Source organism: Aeromonas sp. PrichA-15 (genome assembly GCF_017939245.1).
Taxonomy (GTDB): domain Bacteria; phylum Pseudomonadota; class Gammaproteobacteria; order Enterobacterales; family Aeromonadaceae; genus Aeromonas; species Aeromonas caviae.
Window position 1 is genome coordinate 1 of sequence record NZ_JAGKRH010000050.1, and the last position, 12,311, is coordinate 12,311.

The 12,311-nt window shown below is 58.4% G+C and carries 12 protein-coding genes and 1 other annotated feature; of the genes, 4 read left to right on the plus strand and 8 right to left on the minus strand.

Annotated features, from left to right (window positions below):
• Both J9889_RS08455 and J9889_RS08460 read left to right on the plus strand, forming a co-directional pair.
• The coding region (locus J9889_RS08455) for a hypothetical protein (RefSeq protein ID WP_210556373.1) at window positions 1–561 on the plus strand (561 nt) is incomplete at its 5' end.
• The gene (locus tag J9889_RS08460; RefSeq protein ID WP_210556375.1) at window positions 558–1,502 is read left to right on the plus strand and encodes a retron St85 family RNA-directed DNA polymerase; all 945 of its coding nucleotides are present in this window, start codon (window positions 558–560) and stop codon (window positions 1,500–1,502) included. The genes J9889_RS08455 and J9889_RS08460, both read left to right, overlap by 4 nt.
• 215 nt (window positions 1,503–1,717) lie before the next feature.
• Here the strand turns inward: J9889_RS08460 and J9889_RS08465 are convergent, their stop codons facing one another.
• The 6 genes from J9889_RS08465 to J9889_RS08490 form a co-directional block, all read right to left on the minus strand.
• Window positions 1,718–1,984, minus strand: coding sequence for a hypothetical protein (locus J9889_RS08465; RefSeq protein ID WP_201956497.1), 267 nt, complete (start codon window positions 1,982–1,984; stop codon window positions 1,718–1,720).
• A 497-nt stretch (window positions 1,985–2,481) separates the two neighbouring features.
• Window positions 2,482–2,904 carry a DUF4440 domain-containing protein gene (locus J9889_RS08470; RefSeq protein ID WP_010673591.1) on the minus strand — a complete coding sequence of 141 codons (423 nt, stop codon included), beginning with the start codon at window positions 2,902–2,904 and terminating at the stop codon, window positions 2,482–2,484.
• Between the two features lie 125 nt (window positions 2,905–3,029).
• Window positions 3,030–4,304 carry a threonine synthase gene (gene thrC, locus J9889_RS08475; RefSeq protein ID WP_201956494.1) on the minus strand — a complete coding sequence of 425 codons (1,275 nt, stop codon included), beginning with the start codon at window positions 4,302–4,304 and terminating at the stop codon, window positions 3,030–3,032.
• The gene (gene thrB, locus J9889_RS08480) at window positions 4,301–5,293 is read right to left on the minus strand and encodes a homoserine kinase (RefSeq protein ID WP_210556377.1); all 993 of its coding nucleotides are present in this window, start codon (window positions 5,291–5,293) and stop codon (window positions 4,301–4,303) included. The genes thrC and thrB overlap by 4 nt, the downstream gene beginning before the upstream one ends.
• 1 nt (window position 5,294) lies before the next feature.
• On the minus strand, window positions 5,295–7,754 hold the full coding sequence (gene thrA, locus J9889_RS08485) for a bifunctional aspartate kinase/homoserine dehydrogenase I (protein ID WP_210556379.1): 2,460 nt from the start codon (window positions 7,752–7,754) through the stop codon (window positions 5,295–5,297).
• Between the two features lie 57 nt (window positions 7,755–7,811).
• Window positions 7,812–7,942, minus strand: a sequence feature (Thr leader region).
• A gap of 72 nt (window positions 7,943–8,014) precedes the next feature.
• Window positions 8,015–8,722 (minus strand): tRNA/rRNA methyltransferase, encoded by a 708-nt coding sequence (locus J9889_RS08490; protein ID WP_041214767.1) that lies wholly within the window; start codon window positions 8,720–8,722, stop codon window positions 8,015–8,017.
• Between the two features lie 195 nt (window positions 8,723–8,917).
• Here J9889_RS08490 and aceK point away from each other — a divergent pair, with 195 nt between their 5' ends.
• Window positions 8,918–10,645 (plus strand): bifunctional isocitrate dehydrogenase kinase/phosphatase, encoded by a 1,728-nt coding sequence (aceK, locus tag J9889_RS08495; RefSeq protein WP_210556380.1) that lies wholly within the window; start codon window positions 8,918–8,920, stop codon window positions 10,643–10,645.
• Between the two features lie 102 nt (window positions 10,646–10,747).
• Here aceK and J9889_RS08500 read toward each other — a convergent pair whose 3' ends face one another.
• Window positions 10,748–11,137: an META domain-containing protein gene (locus tag J9889_RS08500; RefSeq protein WP_104454507.1), complete on the minus strand. Its 390-nt coding sequence runs from the start codon at window positions 11,135–11,137 to the stop codon at window positions 10,748–10,750.
• Window positions 11,138–11,303: 166 nt separating this feature from the next.
• Between J9889_RS08500 and J9889_RS08505 the strand changes: the two genes are divergently transcribed.
• Window positions 11,304–11,780, plus strand: coding sequence for a hypothetical protein (locus J9889_RS08505; protein WP_104454508.1), 477 nt, complete (start codon window positions 11,304–11,306; stop codon window positions 11,778–11,780).
• 3 nt (window positions 11,781–11,783) lie between these two features.
• Here the strand turns inward: J9889_RS08505 and J9889_RS08510 are convergent, their stop codons facing one another.
• The gene (locus tag J9889_RS08510; RefSeq protein ID WP_104455996.1) at window positions 11,784–12,263 is read right to left on the minus strand and encodes a putative 4-hydroxy-4-methyl-2-oxoglutarate aldolase; all 480 of its coding nucleotides are present in this window, start codon (window positions 12,261–12,263) and stop codon (window positions 11,784–11,786) included.
• Between the last annotated feature and the right edge of the window lie 48 nt (window positions 12,264–12,311).

A 12,311-nucleotide genomic window follows, 5' to 3' on the forward strand; every position in this document is an offset into this window, starting at 1 on the left:
GTGGTGGGCATTCCCGCGGAATGCATGGTGTTTTTGCTCATGGGGGGAGCGTATCTAAGGAGCAGGATCAAGCAAGCAGGAAAGTGGGATCAAGAGACGATCGTCTCATTTTTCCTGTGTCAATACTGTTCCGGTGAATACTTACCATTTTCTGAAGTAAACTCTGGTCACTTAGCATTTTTAATTCATGACATTATAAAACTTTGCGAACCAATTAAACTCTCTGAAATTGAGTTGGTGTTAATCAGTCTAATAATTGACTGCCCCGTAAGAAAATTGACAAGACTACTTTATCTTCTAGAAAAAACCAACTTTATTGCACCATATGAATATAGTGGCTCGACCTACTATTACGTAAAGAATGAAAAGCTCTCTAAAATAAAATACGGAAAAAGTAAAAGTGGTAAAATATTTGACTTTCCGAATGCAAAAATGCAAGTCAGAAAGTCTTTTGCTCCTATATTTCCAGGGGATGAAATTAAAGGGAGATTTGATGATGAAATATCCAAAAAAAGATACAACGCATTAAAACGGATTAATGCAATAAGGGAGGCTCAATGACTAATATCTTTAGAGGACTATGTGAGCAACTCCTCATGTCTGAAAGTGAACTCAAGTCATATATCAGCAGCGTACCATTTAGATACAAAAGGTATTACATCCCCAAGAGAAATAGTAACGAATTAAGACTGATAGCACATCCAGCTAAGGTTGTTAAATCATTACAGCGCCATGCGGTCAGTAAGTTAGAACCACTACTACCTATCCATAAGTGTGCCATGGCTTATTGCAAAGGGAAAGGCATTAAAGAAAATGCTTACCAGCATAAGAATAATCGCTTTTTATTAAAAATGGATTTAAGAGATTTTTTTGGTTCAATAAATCCATCTATATTTTTAGGTATTTTACAAAAACATGACTTAACATTAAGTAAAGAGGATGTCTTTTTACTTTCAAATTTGTTTTTCTGGAAATTAAGGAGAAATAGTCCACTTCGGCTTAGTGTCGGGGCTCCGAGCTCCCCTTTTGTTTCGAATGCTATCATGTATTTTTTTGATAAAGAATTACATGAATACTGTAATGATAATGATATCGTGTACACTAGATACGCTGATGATATGACTTTTAGTACGAACAAAAAAGACATATTGTTCGCCCTAGAAAAGAAAGTTAAGGCTTTCTTGAAACAAAATTTCGGTTCATCTTTGAGAGTTAATAACAATAAAACCATTCATTCTTCCACTGCTCATAATAGACATGTCACAGGTATTACGATAACAAATAACAAAGGAATATCTGTTGGAAGAAATAAAAAGAGGAAAATAAGAGCCTGCGTTTATTCATTTAAAAGCGGGCTTTTATCTAACAATGACGTTTTAAAATTAAAAGGCGAACTTGGCTTTATAAAACATATAGAACCAGATTTCATCATAAATCTAACAAATAAATATGGCTTAGATACCATTAAAAAAATTCAGACTTTTGAGTCAGTAGATACCTAATCCGATAGTTCGATACAATCCCCCACCTTTCTGAGCCAGCCGTTACCTGGCTGGCTATATCTCTCATTAGGAAATCTGGGACACTCACTTTTTTGACGGATGGTAGGTCGAGGGTTCAGGGCCAAACAAAAAGGTGGGTGTCCCAATTTGGAAGTCCAAAAACCATCCCGCCCGGGATGGTTTTTTATTGGATGGCTCGCAAAGCGAGGGCTCCCTTACCACCGCCCCTGGGGTGGCTGCTGGTTTCGCGACTCCACCATGGCAATGAGGATGGCCATCAGGCTTGATATCAGCATCAGTCCCATGGCGATGGGAAACGTCACCAGGATGTAAGAGAAACGCCCGATCTCTGCCGCCGGAGAGTCCGATAACATCATCATTGGCAGTGGGAATACCAATAACAGGGCCAGGTAAAACATGATCCTGGCGATCATCAGGGGGGTCTTGAGGGACTGGGTCACTATTTTTCGGTACGGCCACATGATGGTTTGCTCCCTGCACTGTGGTGTTGTTGTTGTCGATAAGCCGCGCCGTCGAGGCATCTGCGGTTCTGCTCGTCCATGAAGGGTGTCAAGCAGTCCCCTGATTAGCAGCCACGGCAGGCCGGGTCCCCCGGGCCACGGGGGGCCGGAAATGACCCACAGACAGGGTTGTGCTGCCAGGGGCGAACATAACAACGAGAGTGCAAACCAGATTCGTAAAAATGTCGCAGCAATCACTGTCAGCGCACTTACTGCCAGCAGGTTGTGAGGCACAACCAAAACGGGGAGTTGCGCCGTGGGCTGCGCTGTGATGCCCCCTCCCAGGCAGAGCGGTGCCCTGCGTGCGGCTCGGGCTCCCCGGCCTGGATGGCTTGGCTCTTGCTACTCAATCTGGCTACTCAATCTGACTAACGGGTCTGGCTGCACGGCCTTGATAGTGCGCCTTGATTACGCACGCTATACACGCACACTGGCTACGTCGAGCCAGTGTGACTGCGCTAGTCAGTTGCAGGCCGATCGCCGGGCTGCTGCGCCCCCAGCAGCGTGGTGCCGTAGGAGTTGTCCACCGTGCAGCGCCACTGCCCGCCGGGCTCTTTGCGAAACACATAGGTGGCGCGCCGGGTTTCATCGATCCACCCCTCGCCGCCCGGGTAGCGCAGCCGGGTCTCCATGATCACCAGGGCGTTGTCGGCCCCCTCGATCACCTCCATGGCCCCCTGGGTCACCTCAAGCTGGCCGTCAAAGTAATCGGAGATGGCAGTGAAGGCGCGGCGGATGGCGGGAATGCCGCGCACCACCATGCCGGGTTTGACCACCAGGGCGGCGTCTTCGGCGTAGAAGGTCATCAGGGCGTCGAAGTCGCGCCGGGAGATGGCGGCGTCACAGGTCTCGATCAGGGTGCGAAGGGGATGCGGGCTCATGCCGTGCTCCTTGTTTCAGGGGGATCTGGGCGGGTTCCCCGCCCTATACCGGACATCAATACCGGACATAAAAAAATCCCCCGCTCTCGTGAAAAAGCGGGGGATCGTCAGCGTCTCATGACGGCTTAACCGAGCAGGAAGGCCTTGAGGCGGCCAAAGTCAGCGGGCAGATCGTGGGACAGGAGCGGCAGCGCGGCGTGCTTGGCGAGCGGGCCCGGCAGCGGTACATCCAGATTCAGGATCTCGTCCACCGACTCTTTGAACTTGGCCGGATGGGCGGTGCAGAGGAACACACCGACCTCGTCTTGCCCAAGCTGCTCGTTCAGCAGATCCCAGGCAATCGCCCCGTGGGGCTCGCACAGGTAATCCAGCTGATGCAGGCGTTTGAGCGCATCCCGGGTCTGGGCATCATCACGCATCCCTGAGCCCAAGGTTTCCAGCGCCCAGCCCTTGCGACGGCACAGCTCTTCCACCCGCGGCCAGTTGTTGGGGCGGCTCACGTCCATGGCGTTCGACAGGGTCGCGACCGTCTGGTGCGGCTCCCACTGGCCGGTTTTCAGGTAGCGCGGCACGGTGTCGTTGGCGTTGGTGGCGGCGATAAAGCGCTTCACCGGCAGCCCCAGCGCCTTGGCGATGAGACCCGCAGTGAGGTTGCCGAAGTTGCCGGACGGCACGCTGATGACCGCCTTGGCGCGATCGGCTTTCGGCAACTGAGCCACCGCCTCGAAGTAGTAGCAAACCTGGGCCAGCAGGCGGCTGATGTTGATGGAGTTGGCGGAGTTGAGGCCGATGGCGGTCTTGAGCCCTTCATCGTCGAAGGCATCCTTGACCAGCGCCTGGCAGGCATCAAAGTCGCCGTCGATGGCGAGGGTGCGAATGTTGCCCCCTAAGGTGCAGAAGAGCGCCTCCTGCAAGGGGCTTATCTTGCCCTTCGGGTAGAGGATCACCACCTCGATCCCCTCCAGGCCGTAGAAGGCGTGGGCCACGGCGGCGCCGGTGTCGCCTGAGGTGGCGGTGAGGATGGTGATCTTGTCGTTGGTCCTGAAGGCGGCCAAACACTGGGCCATAAAGCGTCCGCCGAAATCCTTGAATGCCAGGGTCGGGCCGTGGAACAGCTCGAGGGCATAGGTGTTGTCTTTCAACTTCACCAGAGGCGCCGGGAAGGTGAAAGCGGCGTCGATAAGCTCGCTCACCTTGGCAGCCGGTACTTCGTCACCCAGCAGGTGGCTCAGGATGCGGGCCGAGCGCTCGGCCAGCGGCAGATCCAGCAGGGCATCCACGTCGGCCAGCGGCTCCAGGGTCTCTGGGAAGAAGAGCCCCTGCTCGCGGCCCAGACCCTGACGCACCGCCTGCGCGAAGCTCACCTGTTCACTCTTGTCCTTGATGTTGTAAAGATTCATAGCTCGCTTCCTGTTACCCGTGCCCCGGCCATGTCCAGTTTGCAGACCCGGGCAAATCCATCTTCATTGCGCACGAAGTGCGCTTCCATCCACTCTTTCATGCGTTCGGCCTGGGCCAGATCCTTCATCACCACGAAGACGGTGGGACCGGACCCCGAGATGCCGGTGGCCAGCGCCCCGTTCTGGGCCCCCTGGGCCCGCACCTCGTTGAAACCTTCAATCAGGGCCGCGCGATAAGGCTCGGCGATGACGTCTTTCAGGACGCTGGCGGCCAGCCCTTCCTGGCGGCTGTAGCTGGCATGCACGAAGGCGGCCAGCCGGCGGCCATAGGTGAGGCAGTCCTGGCGGCGATACTGGGCCGGCAGGATGGCGCGGGCGGCGGCGGTGGAGACCACGGTGCCCGGGTAGCAGACCACCCAGTACCACTCGTCAAACACCGGGATGCCCTGGCTGATGACGCCCCCCTCCTCCAGCACCAGCTGCATACCGCCCAGATAACAGGGCGCCACGTTGTCGTAATGGACGGAGCCGGAGATCTTCCCTTCCATCTCCCCCATCAGCAGCAGCAGGTCGTGTTCATTCAGGGGCGCACCGTGGAAGGCGTTGAGCCCTTCCAGCGCCGCCACGACGCTGCAGGCACTCGATCCCAGGCCCGAGCCCACCGGCAGGTTCTTCTCCAGCACCATTTCCAGCGGCTTGAGACCCAGGCCGCGCTTCTCCAGCGCCTCGCCATAGGCGACCCAGCAGTCGTGGAGGATGTTCTTTTTCGGGTCGTCCGGCAACTTGTGGGCGTAACGGCCCACGGAAGAGAGAGCGAAAGGCACCTCTGCCGATTTGACCTGGACGCGGTCACCCAGCAGGGAGCCATCCACGGGGACGAGCGCCGCCCCCAGGACGTCAAAGCCCACGCTCAGGTTGGCGCTGGAGGCCGGGGCATAGGCCACCACGCTGCGGCCGATTTCTACATTCGGGTTCATCTCTGAACTCATGTTACAGCTCCTGCTTCCAGTTCTGGGTGCGCAGCACGTCGGCGAAGACACCGGCGGCGGTCACTTCGGTCCCTGCGCCATAGCCGCGCAGTACCAGGGGGATGGGCTGGTAATAGGTGGAGAAGAAGGCGAGCGCGTTCTCCCCGTCTTTTACCTTGAACAGGGGCTCGTCACCACCCACCGCCTTGATGGCCACCTTGCACTTGCCACCCTCGATGGAGCCGACGTAACGCAGCACCTTGCCTTCACGCTGGGCCGCCGCGAACTGGTCGCGGAACCAGCCGTCGGCCTCGGGCAGGCGGGCCATGAAGGCTTCCACGTCGCCGCTCACGTCAAAGCCCGGCGGCAGTGCCTGCTCCACCTCCACATCGGAGAGCTCCAGCGCCATGCCGGCCTCGCGGGCCAGGATCAGGAGCTTGCGAGCCACGTCCATGCCGTTGAGATCGTCACGGGGATCCGGCTCGGTGAAGCCGTTGCCGCGGGCAATCTTGGTGGCGTCGGAGAAGGCCATTCCCTCGTCCAGCTTGCCGAAGATGAAGGAGAGCGACCCGGACAGGATGCCGTCGAAGGCGCGCAGCTTGTCACCGGCCTTGATGAGGTTTTGCAGGTTCTCGATGACCGGCAGGCCCGCGCCCACGTTGGTCTCGTACAGGAACTTGCGGCGGGTCTGGCGGGCGGTGCGGCGCAGCGCCTTGTAGTAATCGAGCGACCCGGTGTTGGCCTTCTTGTTCGGAGTGACCACGTGGAAGCCGGCCCCGAGGAAGTCGGCGTACTGGACGGCCACGGCTTCGCTCGAGGTGCAGTCGACGATCACCGGGTTGATGAGGTGGCTCTCTTCCACCAGCTTCTTCACCGCCTCCAGGCTGAAGCTGCCTTGTGCCTCCACCAGCTGTTCACGCCAGTTGGCGAGGGCCAGACCGTCCTTGTTGACCGCCATCTGACGGCTGTTGGCGATGCCGACCACCCGCAGACCGGTGCCCTGCTCGGCCAGTACCGGCTGCTGGCGGGCAATCTGATCCACCAAGGCCGCACCGACGCCACCCACCCCGACCACGAAGAGATCGATGAACTGCTGGCTGCCAAAGAAGTTCTGGTGGCACGCCTTGATGGCTTCCGCCACCTTGCCGGAGCGCACGACCGCGGAGATGGAGCGCTCGCTCGACCCTTGCGCGATGGCGACGATGTTGATGGAGGCCTGGGCCAGGGAGGTGAAGAAGCGCGCCGCCATCCCCTTGGAGGTGCGCATGCCGTCACCGATGAGGGAGATGATGGCCAGATCGGTCATGATCTCGAGCGGGTCCAGCAACTGGTTCTTGAACTCCAGCTCGAACTCGCGCTCCAGCACCTTGCGGGTCTTGTCGCTGTCGTAGCTGTGGATACAGAAGCTGACGCTGTACTCGGAGGACGACTGGGTGATCAGCACGATGCTGACCCCGGCGCGGGAGACGGCGGAGAAGATGCGACCGGCCATGCCCACCATGCCCTTCATGCCGGGACCGGAGACGTTGAACATGCACATGCCGGAGAGATCCGAGATGGCCTTCACCTTCAGATCGTCATTCCCCTGATCGACCCCGATGAGGGTACCCGGACCCTGGGGGTTGAAGCTGTTCTTGATGAGGCAGGGAATGTGGAACTGGGCCACGGGGGCGATGGTCTTCGGGTGCAGCACCTTGGCACCGAAGTAGGAGAGCTCCATCGCCTCTTTATAGGAGAGGGTTTTGAGCAGGTAGGCATCCGGTACCAGGCGCGGGTCGCAGTTGTAGCAGCCCTCCACGTCGGTCCAGATCTCGCAGCACTCGGCATCGACGCAGGCGGCCAAGACGGCTGCGGAATAGTCGGAGCCGTTGCGGCCCAGCAGCACGGTCTCGTCCTTGTCGCTGCCACCGGTGAAGCCCGGCATCAGGTAGAGACAATCAGAGCGCAGGCCCTTGGCGGCGAAGCGCACCCGGGAGGCTTCGATGTCCACATGGGCTTCGAGGTAGCCGCCATCGGTGACCAGCAACTGCTCGGGCACGATGAGATCCAGCTCGATGCCGCGCACCCGCAAGAGCTCGTGCATGAAGGCGATGGAGAGGTTCTCGCCACGGCTCAGGATGCGGGCCTGGACGTTGTCCGGGCACAGCCCCAGCAGACGGATACCCTGCATCAGCCGCTCGACCTGATCCAGCTCGGCGGTGAGACGAGCCTGCAGCGCCTTGTCATCCAGCGCGGGATAGGCGGCCTTCAAGCCGGCCAGCAGGCGGGAGAAGATGCCGTTGATCTCGAACAGGGTACTGCTTGCATCCATGCCGCGACTGGTCTGTTCCACCAGGGCGACCAGGTGATTAGTCACCTTGGCCGGTGCCGACAGCACCAGGGCCACCTGGGATTGGCCGTGGGTATTCACCGCGATATCGGCAACCCGCAAGAAACGCTCTGCGTCGGCCAGTGACGACCCGCCAAATTTCAACACTCTCATCGCTATCTCCCTGTATTCCCTGCAAATTGATCTGCTAATAGGTCTAAAAACAATCCAACAAAAAAGGCCCGTACTGGGTGGGTACGGGCCTTTTTCTGATTTCTGTGCTTGTTCGTCAGCGCATCAACCGGCCCCAGTGCCACCTGTGGTGGTACCGGTAATAATGGTGGTGGTGATGATGTTGGTGAATAGCTGCATGACGAACACTCTTGAACGAATCTGGTTGTTAGCAATACCGCGCCCGGCGAGGGGCTGTCAACCTAAACCTCCTTGCCAAACTTGCGGGCAAGGTCTTTGCAGAGCAGATGGAGCATATTGAGATCCCGCTGCGGCAGCATGGGCACTCGGTCCATCACCCATTGATGTAGTTTTTCATCCTGCGAAACTCCGAGTTCACCAAGCAATTCTGCTGTTTTTGATTTCAGCACGCGAACCTGCCCGGTACTCTCGAAATTTTCTGCTACGTCCTGCTCGTCGCTCACTTTCTGGTCATCGAGCAGCGGACTCAACTCATAGGCATACAGCATGATCGCCTGACCCAGGTTCAGGGACGGGTATGAGACCTTGAGAGGCAGGTAGCTGATGAGATCCACCTGGGCGAGTTGTTCGTTGGAGAGTCCGGACTCCTCGCAGCCAAACACGATGGCCACCTTCTCGAGGGAGGGCTTGGCCCGGATCTGGTCGCGAATGTCCGCCGGGGTGAGGTAGTGCTGGTAGCGGCCGCGCTGCCGGGCGGTGGTGGCGACCACCAGATCCATGTCCGCCAAGGCCTCTTCCAGGGTGTCGAAGGCTTGCGCGTCCGTCAGGATCTCCTGCGCCCCGTGGGCAACCCAGCTCGCCTCCTCCTCTTCGTGCACCCGGCTCCCCACCAGTCGCATGGCATCGAAGCCCATGGTCTTCATGGCGCGGGCAGCAGCCCCCACGTTGGCGGCACGGGCGGGCGACACCAGCACAAAATAGAGTTTCATCGGGTTCTCTCCAGGATGGGGCCGACGCCGCGAACTGCGGCGAACCGTCGGCAAAACAGGGGCGCAATCTACCGTTTATCCCGAAATATTGCCACTTGAACAGATGTTTGGATGTTGCCATAGTGGCCTTGGACGCGAGTCCGCCGCCTCCGGGCACTGACGCCATGGGCCCGACAGTTCACAAGGAAGAGAGAGATGCAGCAGCCATTGGAGCAGGCGGTCGCCGAGACGATCCTGCAACGTTTTGAGTCGTTTTACAGCCGCTTTCTCGAGATAACCCAGGGCAGCAAGAGCCGTTTCGAGAACAGCGACTGGCTGGGGGTGCAGCTCGCCGGTCGAGAGCGCATCCGCCTCTATGATCACCATGTCGGCGCCACCACGGCGCAGATCAAACAGATGATGGGGGAGCAGCTGCCGACCCAGGCCCTGCTCAAGCAGGTGAAAGGCGCCTTCAGCGATCTCCTGCCCCGCTGCGAGAACTTCGAGGTGGCGGAGTCCTTCTTCAATTCCGTCTATCGCCGCATCTTCCGCCATCGCAACATCCGCGACGAGAACCTTTATATCCACCCCTTCGTAAGCCGGGGCGACAAGCCTGACCTGGGATCCTTGCTGCGTATCTATCGCACCGATCTCTCCCACCTGCCCCAGACCCTGAGCCAGCTGCTCGGGGATTACAGCTTCACCCTCCCTTTCGAAGACAAGCAGCGGGACATCATGGACATCCACCGCCATCTGGCAGAGAGCGGCCCGGCCATCCTGCACGAGGAGCCCTTCGCCATCGAGCTGCTCAGGGAAGTGTTCTATCGCAACAAGGGAGCCTATCTGGTGGGGCTCATCCGGGTGAAGGGAGAAGTCTATCCCTTCATCCTGCCCCTGCTCAGCACCGGTCAGAGCATCTATGTGGACACCGTCATCTTCGAGCCGGAGCTGGCCTCCATCGTGTTCGGCTTCGCCCGCGCCTACTTCATGGTTTATGCCCCGGTACCGGCGCTCTTTGTGGCCTTCCTTCGCCAGATCATGCCCCGCAAACCGGACTATGAAATATACAACGCCATCGGCTGCCAGAAACACGGCAAGACCGAGCTCTATCGTCACTACCAGCAGCACCTGGCCCAGAGCCGGGAGCAGTTCGTCATTGCGCCCGGCATCAAGGGGATGGTGATGAGCGTGTTCACCCTCCCCTCCTACGATGTGGTGTTCAAGGTGATAAAAGACGAGTTCACCCCGCCCAAGGAGGTGAGCCACGAGCAGGTGAAGGAGAAATACCGGCTGGTAAAACAGCACGATAGAGTGGGCCGCATGGCAGATACCCAGGAGTTCACCAACTTCGAGTTTCCCCTCGATCGCATCTCGCCGGAGCTGTTGGCCGAGCTCAAGGCGCTGGCGCCCTCTGCGCTTACCCTCACCGCCGACAAGCTGGTGATCAAACACCTCTACACCGAGCGCAAGATGATCCCCCTGAACCTCTATCTGGATCAGGCGGACGAACAGCAGACCCGCCTCGCCCTGGAGGAGTACGGCAACGCCATCCGCCAGCTCGCGGCGGCCAACATCTTCCCCGGCGACATGCTGTTCAAGAACTTCGGGGTGACTCGCCACGGCAGGGTGGTCTTCTATGACTACGACGAGATCTGCTATATGACGGAGTGCAACTTCCGCCAGATCCCGCCGCCGCGCTACCCGGAGGACGAGTGGAGCGCCGAACCCTGGTATTCGGTGGCACCCAACGACATCTTCCCGGAGGAGTTCGCCACCTTCCTGCTGCAAAAACCCCAGGTACGGGAGATCATGATGCAGTTGCACAAGGAGCTCTTCGACGCCAACTACTGGAAGATGCTGCAGAGCAACATCAAGGAGGGGATGTTCGAGGATGTCTATCCCTACCGGCGCAAGAAGCGGTTTCGCTTCCAGCGAGGGGGATGACCCGGCATCAGGCACAAAAAGGGACGCCATGGCGTCCCTTTTCACATTCTCCTGCACGCTGGCGCAGGGGTCGCCTGCGACAGCCTTTGACGAGATCCCGGCTTATTTCACGGCGTCAAAGGTCAGCAAGGTGGCCTTGTCGGCATCCTTTAGCACCAGCTGTTTGCCGCTGATCTGGAAACTCGCCACCTTCTCCAGGGTCTGCAGGTAGTTCATTTCCTTGCCGGCCAGATCCCCCGCACACATCATGCGCGTCGAACCCATGGCGCCCAGCGTCAACACGCCGTCACCCTGCTCTGTGATGCCGCCAAAGTAGCGGTTGCAGCCGCCCTTGCCCGCCACCTTGTCACCGGCGACCTGCAGGGTGAAGGTATCACCGCTCGCCCCTTGCAGTTGCCAGGTCGATGCCTGCAATTGTGCCAGCGTGGAACCCGTAGTCATGGCGCAGCCTCCCAGGGCCAGAGCGGCCAGCAGGATCAGTTTGTGGTTCATCAGTTCACCTCGTGATGGCGCGTGTCGTAACGACACGGAGTGAGGGGCCTGTGTACCATGACTGCGGCGTCAATCAAAACTCTTTTATTGTGATCGGGGTTCCCTTTACTCCCCGCTGGCATGTGCCATGCTTGTAGTCCTGTTCGGACCCAGGGAGGGGAAACGAATGGTCAAGTCTCTCGTCATCGCCATGGCATCCAGCCTCGTCTTTTCGGCTCAGGCCGCCGACTGGAGTTTTCTCCAGACCGAATCGGACAACCCGCTCTACGTCAAAAGCTATTCCGGCGTACTGCTCGGCAACCAGAGCCATCTTGGCGACAACTTCGACCTCTGGCTCATCAATACCGGCTACCAATACCCGCTTCAGGATGACATCAGCCTCTACATGGAGGCCGGCCCCGCCATCGGCCCCCAAAGCGGGCAGGCCGGGTTCAATATCAGCTCAGGGGTGCGCTATCGCCTCTCCCCGTCACTCAACATCGGCAGCCAGCTCAAGCAGCTGGGGGTGAGCAAGGCCAGCACCCTGGTTGAGCTCAACAGCAGCCTGCTGCTGACGCCCCAGCTCGCGCTGACCGCCAACTACGGACTCAGTGCCTTCAGCACGGAACACTTTCTCACTCTGGGAGTGGGCTTCAACTTCTGAGGTTCAGAGGAGCCTGGCGCCGCTCACCAGCACACCGTTGAGGTCGGCGTAGACATAGTCGCCGGGCGCTATGGTCACACCGGCAAAAGAGACCACGGTGTCCAGCGTGCCCAGGCCCCGTTTCTCTGTCTTGACCGGGCAGGGGGCCAGGGCCTTGACCCCCAGCGCCAGGGTCGCCAACGTCCCCACATCCCGCACGGCACCATTGATGAGGATCCCCTCCCACCCCTGCTCCACCGCCTTGATGGCCAGCTGATCCCCGAGCAGCGCCCGACGCAGGGAGCCGCCCCCGTCGATCACCATCACCTTGCCATGGCCGGGACGATTGACCAGCTCACGCACCAGGCTGTTGTCTTCAAAGCAGGAGAGGGTCACGGCCTCGCCGTAAAACAGCGCCTTGCCGCCATAGTCCTGAAACAGGGGGTCAGCGACCCTAAGGGCATCGCCATGTTCATCGCAAAGGTCGGGCAGCAGGTCCAGCATGATCATCATCCTTCCATGGAGTGAAATGTGTCCGCTCATTCTTTCATC

Coding starts and splice junctions, on each gene's coding strand:
- J9889_RS08490 (WP_041214767.1), bottom strand. CDS start 8,722: ATGAAACTCTATTTTGTGCTGGTGTCGCCCGCCCGTGCCGCCAACGTG.
- J9889_RS08465 (WP_201956497.1), bottom strand. CDS start 1,984: ATGTGGCCGTACCGAAAAATAGTGACCCAGTCCCTCAAGACCCCCCTG.
- J9889_RS08500 (WP_104454507.1), bottom strand. CDS start 11,137: ATGAACCACAAACTGATCCTGCTGGCCGCTCTGGCCCTGGGAGGCTGC.
- thrA (WP_210556379.1), bottom strand. CDS start 7,754: ATGAGAGTGTTGAAATTTGGCGGGTCGTCACTGGCCGACGCAGAGCGT.
- J9889_RS08505 (WP_104454508.1), top strand. CDS start 11,304: ATGGTCAAGTCTCTCGTCATCGCCATGGCATCCAGCCTCGTCTTTTCG.
- J9889_RS08470 (WP_010673591.1), bottom strand. CDS start 2,904: ATGAGCCCGCATCCCCTTCGCACCCTGATCGAGACCTGTGACGCCGCC.
- thrB (WP_210556377.1), bottom strand. CDS start 5,293: ATGAGTTCAGAGATGAACCCGAATGTAGAAATCGGCCGCAGCGTGGTG.
- thrC (WP_201956494.1), bottom strand. CDS start 4,304: ATGAATCTTTACAACATCAAGGACAAGAGTGAACAGGTGAGCTTCGCG.
- J9889_RS08460 (WP_210556375.1), top strand. CDS start 558: ATGACTAATATCTTTAGAGGACTATGTGAGCAACTCCTCATGTCTGAA.
- aceK (WP_210556380.1), top strand. CDS start 8,918: ATGCAGCAGCCATTGGAGCAGGCGGTCGCCGAGACGATCCTGCAACGT.
- J9889_RS08510 (WP_104455996.1), bottom strand. CDS start 12,263: ATGCTGGACCTGCTGCCCGACCTTTGCGATGAACATGGCGATGCCCTT.